Origin of the sequence: Pedosphaera parvula Ellin514, from assembly GCF_000172555.1 — a bacterium.
Lineage (GTDB): Bacteria > Verrucomicrobiota > Verrucomicrobiia > Limisphaerales > Pedosphaeraceae > Pedosphaera.
Window position 1 is genome coordinate 15,430 of sequence record NZ_ABOX02000019.1, and the last position, 17,828, is coordinate 33,257.

A 17,828-nucleotide genomic window follows, 5' to 3' on the forward strand; every position below is an offset into this window, starting at 1 on the left:
ACATCTGAATGAAGTGGAATTTTAAAAGAATCGCTGGCTGCTGGGGTTTTCTGGCCCTGATTCAATTCCTTTTTGCCACGGTCAATTGTAGTGCTGCCGCGACACCAGAAAGCCACGCCTTTGAAGTGGCGGCGGACTTTTTCAAGTCCCACAACTGGGAAAAGGCTGAGGAAAAACTTGCGGACTTTGCAAAGAAATATCCGACATCAGAATTTTTTGCTGATGCGGTTCTGCTACAGGGCGAATCACGTTATGCGTTGGGGCGCGATTCGGGCGTCGTTGAGTTGCTCTCCACGGAGATGCCACATGCAGGAAAACTGGCTGACCAATATCTCTATTGGACAGCTGTGGCCTCCTACCGCAGTGCCAACTATAAAAATGCGGCTGACTCCTTTTCTCGAATCGTCACCGTGTATACCAATTCGGCAAAAAGAGCGGAGGCAATTTTCAGCCAAAGTCAGACCTTGGGAAAAATGGGAGCGTGGCCCGAAGCAATCAAGGAACTACGACAACCTGACGGAGCCTTCCAGCAATTGCTCAAATCCAACCCGACGAATGAATTTGCCATTAAAGGGGTGCTTCTGCTCGCCGAAGCCGATCTGATCCAGAAAGATTACCAGGCCGTATCGGAAGACCTGCGAATTATTTCCCAGCAAAAACTGACCCCGGAGTTTAAGTGGCGAAGTCAGTTGTTGTTTTGTCGTAGCTTGTTTGAAGCCGGGAAAACGGACGAAGCATTACAGGCCGGTACAAATTTGAACACCCTGGCTGTCGAGACCGGCAACCTGGAATTCATTGGTGAAAGCGTGGCGTTTCAGGCAAATGTGTTGGAAAAGTTGGGACGTCTGGCTGACGCCGTGGAGGTCTATGAGAATTTTGAGAAAAAACTTTCTGCAGAGACTCCCAAGGCTCTCCGACGACAGGCGATTTACAAAATCGTTGATCTGAACCTAAAGCAAAACAAACTCGACATCGCAACCCAGAAATTAGATTCATTCTTAAGTAAATTTCCTGAGGACAGAACAGCGGATGTGGCGTTGTTGACATTGGGTGAACTGCAATTGAGGCAGGCTACAACCACCGGACTCACGCCCGCCACCGCGGCAGTGACGTTGCCAGGCACAAATCTGCTTTCACTGGCCAAGGCAAATTTTCAGAAACTTATTAATAGTTTTACGAACAGTGATTTTGTGGGCGCTGCTCAGCTCAATCTGGGATGGTGTTTGTGGCTGGAAAATAAACCTGCCGAGAGCCGGACTGCCTTCAGTAACGCTCTGCAGAGATTGCCCCAATCGGAGTCCCAGGCTGTGGCACGTTTTAAACTGGCGGACATCCAATTCACGGAAAGAGATTTCCACGGTGCACTCACCAATTACATACCGGTGGTTGAGGAATATAAAAACTTTCCACTCGTGCGCAGTAATCTCTTTGAGCGTTCACTTTATCAGATCACCCGGGCTGCGTTGGCCGAAACGAACATCACTCAGGCATCGCAAGCCATGGCAAAGATTCTGGATCTCTATCCGAACACTCTTTTATCAGACAGTTCTGCACTGCTCGTTGGGCAGGGGATGACGGAATATGCTAACCCAGCCGGCGCGCGTGATCTCTTACAGATGTTTATAGAGAAGAGTCCGACCTCGCCGCTTTCGTCAGAGGTTAGACTTGCGATCGCGCATACGTATGAGAAGGAAGGGAACTGGCAGGCGGCAATTACGAATTACGATCGCTTAATTGTCGACTCCACGAATTCGGCCGTGCTGCCAAGAGTTGAGTTCTCACGGGCCATGGCAAACTTCCGGGCCGGCTATGAAACGAACGCTTATTCGATTTTAACCAATTTCGTGGTCAAATTTTCCACCAATCAACTCGCTGCCAAGGCCAAATATTGGATTGGCGATTACTTTTGGCGGCAGGAGGATTTTCCGAGGGCCGAGCGCAGCTATAAGGAAGTCTACCAAAATTGGCCTGCCGCCACCAATGAGGGATTACAGGCCCAGATGATGGCTGGTCGTGCGGCGATGGCTCGTGAGAATTATTACGATGCCACTACTTACTTCACCAATCTGACCATCCTGCCGCAATGCCCGGCTCCCTTGCGCCTGGAAGCGCTTTTTGCCTACGGCTCCGCGATGATGGGACTCGCACCTCTGGACACCACCAATAGCGTCGCCCATTACAACACAGCCATCGGGATCTTCCTTGATATTCAGAAGAATTATTCCACCAACAGTGTCGCTCCCATGGCTGCGGGAGAGGTGGGCAACTGCTATCTGCAAATGGCGGTTCAGGACGCTTCGCAATACGATCGTGCCGCCACCTATTATAAGCAGGCAATCGATTCCCCGGTGGCAGACGTCCATACACGAGGCCTCGCCCAGCTTGGTTTGGCAAAAACGCTGGAAGGGTTGGCTCATACGAACAAGACCGCAGCCGAGCAGGGCCCGTTGTTAAAACAGGCGATGAACCTCTGTGAAGAAGTGGTTTTCACCGCGAATCTTCGCGCGGGAGAGGAAGCCGATCTCTATTGCATCTCGCAAAACGGTTTGGAGGCGGGAAAACTGGCTGAAGAACTTGGATTATGGGAGCATGCCCTTAAACTGTACAGCACGCTCTGTGAAAAATTACCTCCCTTGAAGCCCACGCTGCAGGAAAGAATCACCAAAACCGGCGAGAAACTGGCTCGTCAAAAAGCGGAGCACGGCGTTTGACATCACGATAATCGACGGTTAAATTTCAGTAGTCCGAATGAACACATCCACACCAGCTGATTCCGTAATAACCGTCACCGAAAATGCTGCCAGCCAGATCCGTCACCTGGTGGCGCAGGATCCACAAAATGCAGGCAAACATTTGCGCGTATATGTGGAGCAAGGTGGCTGTTCCGGAATGCAGTATTCCATGGTCTTTGATGAAAAGCGTCCCGATGATTTGATCACCGATATGCATGGAGTCTCCGTCCTCGTGGATCCCTTCAGTGCCAAATATATTACCGGATCGGTGGTTGATTTTAGTGACAGTCTTAACAGTGGGGGATTTAAGATCTCCAATCCAAACGCCAAGCAGAGTTGCGGCTGTGGAAAATCTTTCGACGCCTAGCAGCCCTGTCTGCCAGGTGAAAAAGGCCGTTCCGTGCGATGCGGAACGGCATTATTGTCAGGAGAACCTTTTGGATCACGTTTCGCAAACCAAAAGAATCAAATATCCAGAATCACACTCGCGCTCCAGCCGTTGTCTGTCTTTTCCAGTGCGAAATGATGCAAGGTCACGGCTTTGACGTCTGCGCGCTGGCGATGCCGAACCGGATCGAGCTTTTCTCCATGCGCCTCGCCGGCAAGCTTCCAGTTGTTGCCTTCCCGCGTAATTTGAATCGGCCTCACACGCAAAAGCAATTGCTCGCTATCCTTTAGGTAAATCAACTCCTGCAGCAGATCGAACAATAACATGTCCAACGCACTGTTTGCCAGGCGAAGCTCTCGTCGCTCCTTGAAATCAATGCTGTCCAGATTGTCGATCATCACCTCCATCGTGGCATCCGCGGCCGAAACGAAGACTTCTTCCAGGCTCCTTCCCATGGCCCGAAACGCGATATCAGCCATCGCAACTCCTTCCAGAAATTCGTATGACATAAGTTATGATGCGTCCACTTTGTGTAAAGTGGCAGCTTCCTCACAGGCTCTCAGGCGATTAAGCATCAACTCCTTTGCGTTCGCTAATTGCCTTCCGATGAAAACCAGCACCGTATCTTTGTGGGCGAACGGCTCGAAGTTCCAACGCCCGGCAACGAAGTTGAATAGATAAATTCCGTCGGTGAACCGGATGAAACCTTTCGCGCGATAAACGTCCGGCGCAAGGTTTGCGGCAAATTGCTCGAACTTCTCCCGGTCGAAGATCACGGCGGAGGAATAGCTGAATGAGTCGAACTCGAGTTGATGCACGTGGTGTGGTGGCTCTACTGTTCGTTCCCGCGCGATACCGAAGAGCAAATCCATATCCACATGACAAAATTGCGTGCGGACAATGGGAGCGGTTTGATTGAGTTGTTGCAGTTTCTCCTCCAATGGATGCAACTCGCGTTCCGGGACCAAATCAACTTTGTTCAGGAGCAGCAGATCCGCCGATTCTATTTGCATGCGCGTCGTATGACCTAACGATGGAAAGTTGAGCAAGCCATCCGCATCCATGATTGAAACGATGCCATCCAATCGCACGCGAGAGAGCCTCTCTTCAATGTCGAAAACCAACGCTTCTGGTTCAGCGACTCCGGTTGTTTCCAGCACAATCTTCTCTGGATCCACCGTATCAATCATCTCATTCATCGCGGCCTCAAACTCGCCGATCAACGAACAACAAACACAGCCGCCGGCCAATTCCTTGAGGAGGACGTTTTTTCCTGCGATGACTGTGCCGTCAATCGGAATCTCACCGAATTCGTTCATGACCACTGCCATCGGCTTGGAGACAGAGTTCAAGAGATGGCGGAGCAGGGTAGTCTTTCCGCTCCCCAGCGGTCCGGTGATGATGGTAATGGGCGTGCGCACCTGCATTTTCATCCTTTGATGTTTCCGATGGGGCTGAACCGGGCGACACGTTTGCACAGTCCAGCAGTTTCGGCGGCGTGGATAACCTCATCGATGTCCTTGTAAGCGCTGCCAGCCTCCTCCGCCAGTCCAGCCCATGACGTACTGCGAACATAGATGCCTCGCTGCTCCAGATCGTGTTGAAGCTTTTGTCCACGCCATAGTTTGCGCGCCTTGGTCCGGCTCATGGTACGGCCACTGCCATGCGCGGTGCTGAAGAAGGACTGCGCGCCGCTCGGCACTCCGACCAGCAAATAGGAACCAGTCTCCATGCTGCCGCCGATAATGACAGGCTGGCCGAGTTGCTTGTACTGTTCTGGAACTCCCGCCATTCCCGGTGCGAACGCGCGCGTTGCGCCTTTACGGTGGACCAACAGCATTCGCTCCTGATTGCCCACACGATGACGTTCCAGCTTTGCGGTATTGTGCGCGACGTCATATACCATGCGCAAACCCAGGTCCTCAGCTGAACGCTGGAAAATCGTCGAAAACACTTTGCGGATATGGTGAAGAATAACCTGACGATTGGCGAAGGACATGTTGATGCCGCACTTCATGGCGGCGAAATAGTTTTGCCCTTCGGGAGAGTTGAACGGGGCGCAGGCCAGTTCCCGGTCCAGGATTTTGATCCTGTATTTGTTCTCCATGACTCTCAAAAAGATTTGCAAATAGTCGGTTGCCACCTGATGACCAAAGCCCCGGCTGCCACAGTGAAACATCACCACTACCTGGTCCGGGGCCGTGATGCCAAAAGCGTGTGCTAATTCCTGATCAAAGACGTTTTCCTTTCGGGCCACCTGGACTTCCAGGTAGTGATTTCCCGAGCCCAGGGTGCCGATCTGGTTGAGGCCGCGATCGATGGCGCGCTCGCTGACTTTCAGAGCATCGGCTCCGTCGATGCATCCCTGTTCCTCCGTCAGAGCCAGATCCTCCTCGCAGCCGTAGCCGTTGGCCACGCACCAACGCGCGCCTTCCTCAATCACCCTGCGGAATTCTTCGCGCGTGAGTTTAAGAATCCCGGCGCTGCCCACACCTGCCGGCACTTCTTTGAAGAGCGAGTTTGTTAATTCCTTGATGCGCGGCTTAACCTCGCGCTCAACCAGATTAGTGATCACCAGGCGCATCCCACAGTTGATGTCGAAACCGATCCCACCCGGAGAAATCACGCCGCCTTGCTCCACATCCATGGCGGCGACGCCACCAATCGGAAAACCATAGCCCGAATGTCCATCCGGCATGCAGAGTGCATATTGGGAAATTCCAGGAAGAGTGGCCACGTTGGTGATCTGTTCGTAGACAGTTTCGTCCATCTCCTGGATCAATTTCTCTGTAGCATAAATCCGGGCTGGCACGCGCATGCCCTTTTCGCAATCTCTTGGGATCTCCCAAAGTGTGTCTGAAATCCGCTCAACTTGTAACATGAGTAGTCCTCCGATCCCCGGTCGTTGGCTCGCGGCTTCCGATTTGCCAGTCTGCTAAAAACCTCAACTCTGTTCCCCGCTGGTGCAAGATCCTTCTTCAGCCAAATATTCGAATATGCCTTAGAAGTTGACAGTTTGCTTCTCCATCGCCGTTCAGCATGAAGCAAAATGGCATTTTTGCTTTGCCTTTTATTGAATAAAGGTTTTATTGGCTTCAGATGATCGGCAACCTGCTACAACCTGAACTCGTAGAGCTAATTAAGCAGAGAAATTTTGCGCAATTGAGGGAAATCCTATGCGGGTTTTCACCGATGGAAATTGCGGAGATTTTTACCGACCTGCAATCGGACGATGAGGCGGTGCTTATGCGGATCCTGCCGCACGAGACCGCTGCCGAGGTTTTTGAATATCTTTCGTTGGAGGAGCAGGAGCAGTTGTTACATTCCCTCGGCAGTGAACAGGTGGCGCAGATACTTAATGATATTTCCCCTGACGATCGCACGGCTTTGCTTGAGGAGCTACCTGCTGCCGCCACCCAGAAATTGCTGAATCTGCTATCCCCGAATGAGCGTAAAATTGCTTCCGACCTGCTGGGCTATCCAAAGGATTCCATTGGTCGGCGAATGACTCCGGAGTATGTCGCCATCAAGCAGAGTTGGAATGCGCAGGAAGTCCTAAACTACTTGCGCGTTGAAGGCAGGAAACGCGAGTCCTTAAATCAACTCTACGTGGTCGATGAAAAGGGCAAGTTGGTGGATTGGGTGCGGCTGCGAAATGTCGTGGTTGCCGATCCTCAAACTCCGGTCGTGGAACTCCTTGAGAACCGTAATCTGGCTTTGCGCGCCACGGACGATCAGGAAAGTGCCGTGGCCGCTTTTAGGAAATATGATGTGACGATTCTTCCGGTGGTGGATTCCAAGGATGTTCTCGTAGGCGTGGTCACGGTGGATGATATTTTGGATGTGGCTGAAAAGGAAGCCACGGAAGACATTCAAAAGCTGGGCGGTATGGAGGCCTTGGACGCACCTTACCTGAAGATCACGCTGCTGCAGATGGTCAAAAAGCGCGCGGGCTGGCTTTCGATCCTGTTCGTCAGTGAAATGTTTACGTCCACGGCGATGGGCTACTTTGAAGGTGAAATTGAGAAAGCTGCCATCCTTTCCATATTTCTTCCGCTGATTCTTTCGAGTGGCGGTAACTCCGGATCGCAGGCCACCACGCTTATTATCCGAGCCATGGCGGTCCGTGATGTGGCTCTGCGTGATTGGGCGCGTGTCTTTCGCCGGGAACTCATGGCTGGGCTTTCGCTCGGATTCGTCCTCGCAACGCTCGGATTCGCCCGCATTTTCATCTGGCAACACCTCAAGTTCAAGGATTACGGCCCGCATTATATGAAGGTGGCTCTCACCATCAGCGGCAGTTTGATCGGGGTGGTGCTCTGGGGAAGTCTCGTCGGTGCCATGTTGCCGATGGTTCTGCGCCGCTTGAAATTCGATCCTGCCGTCTGCTCCGCACCGTTTGTGGCAACTCTGGTGGATGTGACCGGCATCGTGATCTATTTCAATGTCGCTTACCAGTTGCTGCACGGAACACTCCTATAATTTTAAGAAAAAACTCGCTCTTTAAAGAAATTCCACGAAACTAATTTTCTGAAGGCATTGTGCTGCGAGGAGTCACGGCATTGCACTCAAAACTGGAATCATGGCATTTGAGATATCAGCACCTCGCCCGCAGCGCAATTTTAGCTGGGTTGATCTGGCAGTTTTGGTCGGACTGGTGGCAGTGATCTATGGAATCACTGCCGTGGCCAGGGAATGGTCCGGACAACTGCAACCGGTCGCAGAGATTCACCTGGATTTAAGGTATCTTCCACTTTATACCCTGTTTAGCCTCACCCGGGGAGTCATTGCTTATGTCATCTCCTTTTTCTTCACGATGACTTACGGTTATGTGGCCGCCCGGGTGAAAGGGTCTGAACGGGTGATGCTTCCCATGCTGGACATTCTTCAGAGCATTCCAGTGCTTGGATTTCTTCCGGGATTCGTCCTGGGTTTGATTCATCTTTTTCCGCATCGCAACCTGGGACTGGAAATCGCTTCCGTATTGATGATTTTTACCGGACAGGTTTGGAACATGACTTTCTCCTTTTACTATTCTTTAAAGTCGGTTCCAGAAGAGCTGAACGCTGTTGCCCGACTTTCGAAACTAACATGGTGGCAGCGCTTTCTGCGGCTGGATTTGTCTTATGCCGCCTCCGGGTTGGTTTGGAACAGCATGCTCTCCATGGCAGGAGGTTGGTTCTTTTTGACGGTCAGCGAAGCGTTCGTGCTGGGTTCGCATGATTTTCGATTGCCCGGTCTGGGCTCGTATATGAGCCTCGCGATCGAGCAGGGGAATGTCACCGCGCAGGTAATGGGGGTGGTGGCCATGGGGTCAATGATAGTGTTTTTGGACCAATTGGTTTGGCGACCGGTTGTTGCCTGGTCCCAAAAATTTAGCGATGAGGATGCCTCGACCCGCGGAGGAACAGAATCATGGCTTTGGGACCGCGTTCGCCGTTCCCGTCTTTGGGGACCTTTTGTCCGCTCGCTTTCCAAACTTTTGCCGCGAGCCAATAAGATGCTTTCGGCCGGCCTGCCTCAGCCGCAATCCCGTTCTCAAAAACGAGTTTTTGCTCAAATTCTGAAATGGTTTTTCGTTATTGCTGCGCTCTCGGGGGCGATATTTGCCGGAATAAAATATTTTCAATTATTGCATTCACTCAGCAAAGCTGACTGGAAGTCGATCCTGCTCAGCACGGCAATGACCTTCGGACGAGTGATTGCGGCGGTCGCTCTGGCCTCGCTTTGGACCATTCCGGTTGGCGTAATGATTGGGCGCAACCCTCGCTGGTCCCGTGCCATGCAGCCGATTATTCAAATGGTAGCCAGCTTTCCCGCCCCGATGTTGTTTCCGATTGTGGTAGCATTAGTGCTCTCCCTGGGGGGTGGGCTGGGCATTGGGTCTGTCTTTCTCCTGCTTTTGGGAACTCAATGGTATGTTTTATTTAACGTGATTTCGGGTAGCAGCGCGATTCCTCGCGAACTCTGGGAAGTATCACGATTGAAACGGTTGTCCCTGTCCGCACGTTGGCGAAAATTGATTTTGCCGGGAATATTTCCGTCACTGCTGACAGGCTGGATCACAGCCATGGGCGGCGCCTGGAATGCCAGTATCGTCGCTGAATATATGAAATATAAAGGACAGACACTTAGCACTATCGGACTTGGGGCGCTTATCAGCCAGGCAACGGACGAGGGCAGATTCGCTTTGCTTGGGGCCGCGGTGGGAGTCATGTCATTTACTGTGGTTCTGGTCAATCGCCTTGTCTGGCGTCCCTTGACTCACCAGGCCCAGACCCGTTACAGCTTGGATAATTGATTTATGGCAGAACTTCTTTTGGAAGCCCAACACATTTCTCACCGTTATGATCTGGCCGGGAGCAAGGCCATGGAGATCCTGCGCGACATCAGTTTGCAGGTGCGTGAACATGAAGTGGTGGCCATGCTTGGCCCATCCGGGTGTGGAAAATCCACATTGCTGCGTATTCTGATTGGCCTGTTGAAGCCGACTTCGGGCGAGGTCTTGTACCGCAATAAGAGCATGCAAGGTTTGAACCCTTCGGCTGCACTGGTATTTCAAAATTTCGCCTTATTTCCGTGGCTCAGCGTCCAGCAAAATATTTCCATGGGGCTGGAGAACCTGCCCTTGTCCGATGCTGAAAAGAGGCAACGGGTCCGTAAAGTAATCGACAAGGTCGGACTGGAAGGGTTTGAGGAAGCTTTTCCCAGAGAACTGTCCGGCGGTATGAAACAGCGCGTTGGCATTGCGCGAGCCCTGGTAGTCGAACCGGAAATTCTTTGCATGGATGAGCCATTCAGTGCGCTGGATGTGATGACCGGCGAAACGCTCCGCAATGAGGTCGTCGATATTTACACGGACAAGGCGTCGCCGGTGAATAGTATTCTAATGGTCACGCACAGCATTTCGGAAGCGGTATTCATGGCCACGCGCATTGTGGTTTTGGGAGCAAATCCGGGAACGCTGCGAGCCGTGCTCGATAACTTCCTGCCTTATCCCCGCGATGAGCATCATCCGGACTTTATCAGGCTAAGTCGACGGCTCCACGCGATTATCACCCAGACTGTGATGCCGGATGAGGTGGTGACACCTGCCGCACCTCCGACGATTCCCGGCATCCCCAATGTTTCTTTACTTGCCACCATCGGCCTGCTGGAAATTCTGGAGAACGAAGGTGAAATGGAATTGTTCGCTTTGGCCAAACAAGTGGACAAAGAGTTTACCCAGATGCTTTTGTTCGTCAAAGCCGCCGAATTGCTTGGCTGGGTAACGACTCCCGGGCAGAATGTTTTGCTCACCTCCGAGGGGAGGAAGTTTCTTGCGGCCGATGTGAATGCTCGCAAGCAATTATTAAACGCCAAGCTGCGGAGCATCTTTGTTTTTGATCTCGTGCTGCGTATGTTAAAAAATGCGGAGAATCATGAACTGGAAGAAGAGGTAGTCCTCAGCGAACTCGCCATGCTTTATCCTCACGAAAAACCGCACCGTGTTTTACGCACCATAATTGCCTGGGGACGTTATGCCGAACTATTCAAATACAACAGCACCCGCAAGGTAATCTATCCCTTTGACCAACCGTCCAGTGGCTCCGAAACGGAGGTTCCAGTGGGCGCGGATAGCGGTATGGAGCCTTGACGCGGCTAATTCAGCGTCCTAGTGTATTAAACGATTTACGGGGAGCCGACCGGTCCCACATGGGTGGGAAAAGGCTGAGAGTGTTGTGCGGGAGCGCAACAGACCCTTTGAACCTGCTCCAGGTAATGCTGGCGAAGGGAACTGAGCTTCTCCAGACTTCCCCGGAGCATTAGCAGATTGAACTGACGCGTACGCGCGCGAATTTAAAACTCAAATTAGAACGACATTATGATCGCACCTAGAGACTCCATCGAGCCAAAGAGTTCGGACCAGTTGCCTAATTCAAAACGCGTTTACGTGCCCGGCAATCTGCATAAGGATATTCGTGTGCCATTCCGCGAGATTACGTTGAATGCCACCAAAAATTTCAAGGGCGAGACTGAACCAAACGAAGCGGTGCGGGTTTATGATTGCAGCGGTCCCTGGGGTGATCCCGGTTATCAAGGTGACGTGACCAAGGGCTTGCCGCGCCTGCGTGAGAAATGGGTGATTGCCCGTGGTGACGTGGAAGCCTACGACGGGCGCAGGGTGAAACCGCAGGACAATGGATATCTTTCGGACGTCCATGCACAGAGCTCCGCTCAGCGAAACAACTCAGCCATCTCAGCCTTGAGTGCTCCGGAGTCAGCCACACACAGGCCACTGCGCGCTTCCAAGGGCCATCCTGTTTCGCAATTGTGGTATGCGCGTCAGGGAATCATCACCCCGGAAATGGAATATATCGCCATCCGCGAAAACATGGGTCGCGAAGCGGCGATGGAACTCATCGAGAATAAGAATGGAGATCGACGAGTGCTTAATCAGCAGCATCTCGGCAATTCCTGGGGCGCCAGCATTCCCAAATTTATCACGCCTGAGTTTGTGCGTGATGAAGTGGCTCGCGGTCGCGCCATTATTCCGGCGAATATCAACCATCCGGAATTGGAACCGATGATCATCGGGCGCAACTTCCTCGTGAAAATAAATGCCAATATTGGCAACTCAGCCGTCGCATCGAGCATTGAAGAAGAAGTTGAGAAGATGCGGTGGTCAACCAAGTGGGGCGCGGACACGGTCATGGATCTTTCCACCGGCAAAAACATTCATGCCACACGGGAATGGATTCTGCGCAATTCGCCTGTCCCCATTGGCACGGTGCCGATTTATCAAGCTTTGGAAAAGGTCGGCGGCAAGGCGGAAGAACTGACCTGGGAAATTTATCGTGATACGCTGCTTGAACAATGCGAGCAGGGGGTCGACTATTTCACCATCCACGCCGGCGTGCTGTTGCGTTTTATCCCGCTCACTGCGAATCGTGCGACCGGTATCGTTTCGCGTGGTGGCAGCATTCTCGCCAAGTGGTGTCTGGCTCATCACAAGGAGAATTTCCTCTACACCCATTGGGACGATATTTGCGAAATCATGGCTGCTTACGACGTCAGCTTTAGTATTGGTGACGGATTGCGGCCTGGTTCCATCGCCGACGCGAACGATGAGGCGCAGTTTGGTGAACTGAAGGTCCAAGGCGATTTAACCAAACGTGCCTGGGATCGTGGTGTGCAGGTCATGAATGAAGGTCCTGGTCACGTGCCAATGCACATGATCCAGGAGAACATGACCAAACAGTTGGAATGGTGCCATGAAGCTCCTTTCTACACGCTCGGGCCGCTCACGACTGACATCGCACCAGGCTACGATCACATCACCAGCGCCATCGGTGCCGCAATGATTGGATGGTATGGCTGTGCGATGCTTTGCTACGTGACTCCGAAGGAACATCTCGGCTTGCCCAACAAGAAGGATGTGAAAGATGGCGTGATCGCCTACAAGATTGCCGCCCATGCCGCTGATTTGGCCAAGGGCCATCCCGGTGCGCAATTTCGCGATAATGCCCTTAGCAAAGCCCGCTTTGAATTCCGTTGGGAAGACCAGTTCAATCTCAGTCTCGATCCTGAAACCGCCCGTGAATTCCACGACGAAACTCTGCCTCAGGATGGAGCCAAGAGCGCACATTTCTGCTCTATGTGCGGCCCACATTTCTGCTCCATGAAAATCACCGAGGACGTGCGCAAGTACGCAGCGGAGCAGGGGATCGCCGAAGAAGAAGCCTTGAAAAAAGGCATGGCTGATAAATCGAAGGAATTTGTCGAGAAAGGTGCCGAGGTTTACGCGAAGGCGTAATTTCCCTGTTTCCATTTAGCAACGTTTAAATGCCGCGGTCGAAGTATTTATCTTCTCCGCGGCATTTGCGTTTCGCCGCCGGTCAGGGGAATTTACCCGGGTTAAGGAAGGCTCCGGGTTGGTTGAAAAGGAAAACGTTGCACAGTACTTGCGCTTGGTGCGGTATGCCTTAAATTTCCAGCTGTGCCGATTTTTTATGAATGTGAGCGCTGCACTGCCTGTTGCCGCTGGCCGGGCCAGGTGCGATTGAGTGATGATGAGATTACCCGCCTCGCGGCTTTTAAAGGATTGAAGGATTACGATTTTATTCAGCAATTCACCAGGTTGACGCAGGATCGCCGTGGGCTTGCCTTGAAGGATAAGGAAAATGGCGAATGTATCTTTTTAGAACAGAATGGCTGTGCTGTTCAGCCAGTGAAGCCGCAACAGTGCCGGGATTTTCCGAATCTTTGGAACTTTCCCGGATTCGAGAAGGTTTGTCATGCGATCCCCAAACTGGTGAGTCCAGAAGAATACGAACGGCTGATAAAAAGAGCCACCAAGCCGGCCAACGAACTGGATTAGCCGAGTTTCTGACCTGGCTTTAAACTGTGCCCTGTCAGAAAGTCCTGTGCATTCATCCTCCGTCCGCCCTCGCGTTGCAAAGTGGTTACTTTCAAAGCCTTCTCTCCGCATGCGATGATAATGCCAGTTTTGTCTGCGGACAGGATTTCTCCAGGATTACCCGATGCTCCTTCAATCACTTCGGCCTGCCATATTTTGAGGAGCAAAGGTTTGGGCTCGGCTGGGAGGTGGGTAAACGCGCCTGGCCAGGGGGTGAAGCCGCGAACGCGGTTCCATAACACGTGAGCTGGTTGAGTCCAATCGAGCTTGCCGTCCTCTTTCAAAATCTTCCTGGCATAACTGACTCCTTCCACAGGCTGAGGCCGGGCGATAATCTTGCCGGACACGAATTCGCGAATGGTCGGAACCAGAAGCGCCGCCCCAATCTGTGCAAGCCGGTCATGCAAAAGCTGGGAGTTATCCTCGTGCTGAATAGGAGTGGTCTCCTGAGTCAGGATGTCACCCGTATCGAGACCGGCATCCATCTTCATGATGGTAACGCCTGTCACCGGTTCGCCATCGAGAATAGCCCATTGAATAGGCGCCGCTCCGCGATATTTTGGCAGGAGCGAGGTATGAACATTCAAGCAGCCGAAGCGTGGCAATTCCAAAATCGATTTTGGCAGGATCTGTCCGTAGGCAGCAACGACGATCAAGTCCGGTTTAAATTCTGCAAGGCTCTGTACAAATTCCGGATTGCGGGCACGTTCGGGTTGCAGGACAGGCAACGCATGCTTCAATGCGACCTGTTTAACTGGAGAGGGCTGTAATTTTAAATCCCGGCCTTTCGGTCGATCGGGTTGAGTGACCACGGCAACTACCGAAAAATCAGTTTGTTGGGTCAATGCTTCCAGACTGGCGCAGGCCAGTTCGGCGGTACCCATGAAAATGATGCGCAGGCGCTCCATGATAAAGAAGGAAAGGCCTTTGCTAACGGGTTATCAATTTGCGAGGCGCCTGAGCTCGCCGTTGCGGTCGTGCCTCAGGTTTCAAAGGTGAAGCTTTAGTCTCGCGCTCTCCCAATGAAGTGGCACAGCGGGAACAAACATATTCGTGTAACTCGCCTGATGGCAGGACCAGCAGGAGCCTTTCCCTGACAGGCTGCGATCGTTTGCACTTGGGGCAATATAGTTCGCTCGCGGTAAACGCTCCAAATTGCTGTGACATGCTAAATTTTTGTGATGTGACGCAAGATGTCGAACATGACCTTGGCAGGTGTCTGGGTCGAATCAATCTTGTGTACCATCTCCTTCCCGTAAAAATTTAGCACAGGTTTGGTTTCGCGCTCGTAAGTTTTCAAGCGATGTTTGATCACTTCCAAACTGGCATCATCCAACCGGTTTTCTCTCAGCGCCCGACGTTGGAGACGCTCCACCAATTTGTTCATGTTCGGACAGCGAAGATAGAAAATGGCACGCACATCTAGCGTATCTTTTAGCATTTCAGCCTGGGCTACGTTGCGTGGAATGCCATCGAGAATCAGCGTGTCGGTATCCGGATTAAAACGTCCCGATTTCTTATTGTTTTCGATAAACTGTTCCCAAAGTTCCACTGTGGGTTTATCGGGAACGAGCGAACCACGATTGGCATATTCGAGAAAAATGCGACCAATGGGACTGTCCGGCTTCAGGCTGCGAAATACATCGCCACAAGCGCAATGGAAGAAATTCGGGATGGTTCCCAGAATCTTACCCTGGGTCCCTTTGCCCGCTCCAGGGGCGCCAAACAGGAGTGTCGTGCGGTACTTCATACGTGGTCAGTCAGTTTTTAATCTTTTATGGCAGGATGGGTTCTGCGGCAGGTCCCGATTGCTTTTAGATTTATGGTGCGTCCCTATGTTTGACCTGCACTTCCTGAATCTCGATGAAAGGGATGGTTACATCATGAGAAGCGCCTTCTTTTTCCACCTGCAGGTTAACTTCGGTCATGGACACGCGGCTGATGCGCTGAGCAGTGTAGGTGCCGCGACTGGAACGAACGTTCATGACCATGTCCCTATCAGCCTCGGCGCGAACAACGGCAAAAAACCCCGGTACCTGGGTTTCAAAGAACCTGCGGTTAAAGGTAAATTGTCCTCGCGCAAAAATCTTGGCTGGGGGATATGAAGTCGCAACCGGTTGGGCTGCCGTGTGCGCAGCAGAAGCGACTTCCGCCGCGGAAGCTTCTTCTGCGGCAGCCGGAATCGGTTCCTCGATATACTCTTCGGCAGGCGGTTGCCACTCGGTCTCCTTGTGTTTTATCTTGGTCGGCATCGACAAAAATATAATGGGCCCGATGATGGGTAAAACAGCTGCCACTCCGCAAACCAATCCCGGAGACTGGGCACGGAAAAGCGCAATTTCATACGCCGCGTAAATGTTGGCGGCATAAATCAACACGAAAAGAAAAATTCCAATTCCCGAAGTAAAGATGCCGCCAATAAGCGACCGTGTGGCAGGCCGTTCCAGGCGCGGCACTGGTCGGATCTCGATTTCGGTTCGCTTGGCTTTATCCTGAGCGCTCAGCTCGATGAATGGCTCAACAAACTGGGCCGCCTTGGGATTGCCCTGTAGATCCTTGAGGTTATCCTGGGAAAGTTTTGCCCAGCCGATATGGTCGCTGTACTTGCCATCCGCCTGACGCAGAACGATTCCTCGCTCGTCCATGGAGACGACATCACCAGCCACGGTCTGACCGTCGGTAAGATGCAGAGTTTGAGTTTCAGCATTAGCCGTCCCGTTCAACAGGCCAAAGAGACCCAAAAGAATACAAAATGAATAAAACTTATGCACAATGGAATTTTGCATAGGAGAGGGACGCAGGCCAAGGAAGAAAATTAACATTAAATGTCAGATTAAGAGCCAGATCGGCAGTTCAGGAAGGTTTGGATGGGGGAAGATCCTGCAATTCGGGAACAACGCTGCCCAGTTCTTTGAGCAAATCCTCCACGATCCAGTTGTTTCGGGTGGCGGTTAATTTATCCGCAGTGGCGCCATGTTGCCAAACAGCATAGCGAAGCGTCTTTAACGGATCAACTTGCAAGGTGGGCTGGGCGAGCAGCCCGGCCAGGTATCCCGACAAGGCGTCACCACTGCCGCCCTGGGCGAGATAAGGGTTTCCAGATGGATTTACGTAAATTTCACCCGAACTTCGACCGATAAGTGTTTGATTTCCTTTTAAAACCACCCAACAGTTGCCAAGGCGTTTGGATACCTCACGCAAGGCATTCGGGCGGTTCGCCTCGACCTGTTTGGCTGAACAACGCAGGATGCGGCTGGCTTCGCCGGGATGCGGTGTGATGACACGGATCGCATTCTTGGGGAAAGGAGCCAGAGGCAACCAATCAAGCGCGCTGGCATCAACCACTACCGGAACCGCGGCATCACGCCACACATGTCGCGTCATCATTTTCATGTCATCGGGAATGTCCCCGGCAGCCAGACCGGGCCCAATTAGGACGGCATTGAAATCGCCCGGCAGGCTGAGTTTCGAGTTCCAAATTGAAACCATTACCGCTTGCAACTGTGGTGCGATGGAATGATAAACCTCTTCATTGGTATATAACGTGATTAGGCCGGGTTGAGCACGCTGGGCGCCGCGTGCAGCTAATACTGCCGCGCCATGATAACCAAGGCTTCCCGCTATAATGGCAATCCTGCCAAAATTTCCCTTGTGTGCGGTTGCGGGACGCTCAGGAGGGAAATTATTAAAATCTTCGGGAAGCGTCCAATTTGTTTCGCCAGTGAATGGACATTTTGCCAGTCCAATGTCCGGCACGACCTCCAAACGACCAACATAAGGCCAAGCCGATGGAAGCAGGAGCCCTTGCTTTGGCGCACCCAGAGTCATGGTAACAGAAGCCCGGATTGCAGTGCCCATGGGCTCGCCCGTATCCGCATTGAGCCCTGAAGGCACATCAATGGAGAGAACCTTCGTTTGCAAATCATTAATGCGCTGGATGAGTGCGGCCCAGTGTTCGTCCAGAGGTCGGTTAATTCCAATGCCGAAGAGGCCGTCAATTATCAAGGCCGGGCGCTGGTCGAGAATCTGATGGAGCTCGGAAATTCCTTCCTGCGGATTCGAAACGTCTTGGAGGTAAACAGGCCAGTCAGCCAGGTGCTCACGCGCACGTCGCGCGTCATTCCCATTATTGCCTTTGCCAGCCAGAACGAGAACAAGTTGACCGGGACGAACCATTTGCGATGCCCGCCGGGCTACAAGCTGGCCAACCCGCATAATGACTTCGGATTCCGTTTTGCCGGCTTCCCAAGAGGCCTTTTCCCATTCACGCATTTGCGCGACGTTGATAACAGGTATGGGCATGGCGAAA

Annotated in this window: 14 protein-coding genes; 7 read left to right on the forward strand and 7 right to left on the reverse strand. The window is 52.3% G+C overall.

Annotated elements, in window-relative coordinates:
- Positions 1-8: 8 nt before the first annotated feature.
- The gene (locus CFLAV_RS15595) at positions 9-2,711 is read left to right on the forward strand and encodes a tetratricopeptide repeat protein (protein WP_007415730.1); all 2,703 of its coding nucleotides are present in this window, start codon (positions 9-11) and stop codon (positions 2,709-2,711) included.
- 37 nt (positions 2,712-2,748) lie between these two features.
- Positions 2,749-3,099: a HesB/IscA family protein gene (locus CFLAV_RS15600; RefSeq protein ID WP_007415731.1), complete on the forward strand. Its 351-nt coding sequence runs from the start codon at positions 2,749-2,751 to the stop codon at positions 3,097-3,099.
- Between the two features lie 98 nt (positions 3,100-3,197).
- On the opposite strand, the gene CFLAV_RS15605 is transcribed toward CFLAV_RS15600, so the two are convergent.
- Genes CFLAV_RS15605 through CFLAV_RS15615 form a run of 3 tightly spaced genes read right to left on the reverse strand, consistent with a single transcriptional unit; the run spans position 3,198 to position 6,001 of the window.
- Positions 3,198-3,629: an archease gene (locus CFLAV_RS15605; protein ID WP_040549036.1), complete on the reverse strand. Its 432-nt coding sequence runs from the start codon at positions 3,627-3,629 to the stop codon at positions 3,198-3,200.
- Positions 3,630-3,632: 3 nt separating this feature from the next.
- Positions 3,633-4,547, reverse strand: a complete 915-nt coding sequence (locus CFLAV_RS15610) for a CobW family GTP-binding protein (protein WP_007415733.1) — start codon at positions 4,545-4,547, stop codon at positions 3,633-3,635.
- A gap of 2 nt (positions 4,548-4,549) precedes the next feature.
- Positions 4,550-6,001 carry an RtcB family protein gene (locus CFLAV_RS15615; protein WP_007415734.1) on the reverse strand — a complete coding sequence of 484 codons (1,452 nt, stop codon included), beginning with the start codon at positions 5,999-6,001 and terminating at the stop codon, positions 4,550-4,552.
- A gap of 218 nt (positions 6,002-6,219) precedes the next feature.
- Here CFLAV_RS15615 and mgtE point away from each other — a divergent pair, with 218 nt between their 5' ends.
- The 5 genes from mgtE (at position 6,220) to CFLAV_RS15640 (ending at position 13,480) form a co-directional block, all read left to right on the forward strand.
- Positions 6,220-7,602, forward strand: a complete 1,383-nt coding sequence (gene mgtE / locus CFLAV_RS15620) for a magnesium transporter (protein ID WP_007415735.1) — start codon at positions 6,220-6,222, stop codon at positions 7,600-7,602.
- A 100-nt stretch (positions 7,603-7,702) separates the two neighbouring features.
- On the forward strand, positions 7,703-9,421 hold the full coding sequence (locus tag CFLAV_RS15625; protein ID WP_007415736.1) for an ABC transporter permease: 1,719 nt from the start codon (positions 7,703-7,705) through the stop codon (positions 9,419-9,421).
- Between the two features lie 3 nt (positions 9,422-9,424).
- Positions 9,425-10,756: an ABC transporter ATP-binding protein gene (locus CFLAV_RS15630; protein ID WP_007415737.1), complete on the forward strand. Its 1,332-nt coding sequence runs from the start codon at positions 9,425-9,427 to the stop codon at positions 10,754-10,756.
- A 228-nt stretch (positions 10,757-10,984) separates the two neighbouring features.
- Positions 10,985-12,916, forward strand: a complete 1,932-nt coding sequence (gene thiC, locus CFLAV_RS15635) for a phosphomethylpyrimidine synthase ThiC (RefSeq protein ID WP_007415738.1) — start codon at positions 10,985-10,987, stop codon at positions 12,914-12,916.
- A 183-nt stretch (positions 12,917-13,099) separates the two neighbouring features.
- Complete coding sequence (locus CFLAV_RS15640) at positions 13,100-13,480, forward strand: YkgJ family cysteine cluster protein (protein ID WP_007415739.1); 381 nt, start codon at positions 13,100-13,102, stop codon at positions 13,478-13,480.
- Here CFLAV_RS15640 and fmt read toward each other — a convergent pair.
- The 4 genes from fmt to CFLAV_RS15660 form a co-directional block, all read right to left on the reverse strand.
- Positions 13,477-14,427 carry a methionyl-tRNA formyltransferase gene (gene fmt, locus CFLAV_RS15645; protein WP_007415740.1) on the reverse strand — a complete coding sequence of 317 codons (951 nt, stop codon included), beginning with the start codon at positions 14,425-14,427 and terminating at the stop codon, positions 13,477-13,479. The genes CFLAV_RS15640 and fmt overlap by 4 nt on opposite strands.
- A gap of 260 nt (positions 14,428-14,687) precedes the next feature.
- Entirely contained in the window at positions 14,688-15,269 is a 582-nt protein-coding gene (locus CFLAV_RS15650; RefSeq protein WP_007415741.1) for an adenylate kinase family protein, read from the reverse strand.
- A gap of 70 nt (positions 15,270-15,339) precedes the next feature.
- Positions 15,340-16,305 (reverse strand): hypothetical protein, encoded by a 966-nt coding sequence (locus tag CFLAV_RS15655; RefSeq protein WP_040549037.1) that lies wholly within the window; start codon positions 16,303-16,305, stop codon positions 15,340-15,342.
- 67 nt (positions 16,306-16,372) lie between these two features.
- Complete coding sequence (locus tag CFLAV_RS15660) at positions 16,373-17,821, reverse strand: NAD(P)H-hydrate dehydratase (protein ID WP_007415743.1); 1,449 nt, start codon at positions 17,819-17,821, stop codon at positions 16,373-16,375.
- Positions 17,822-17,828: the final 7 nt, after the last annotated feature.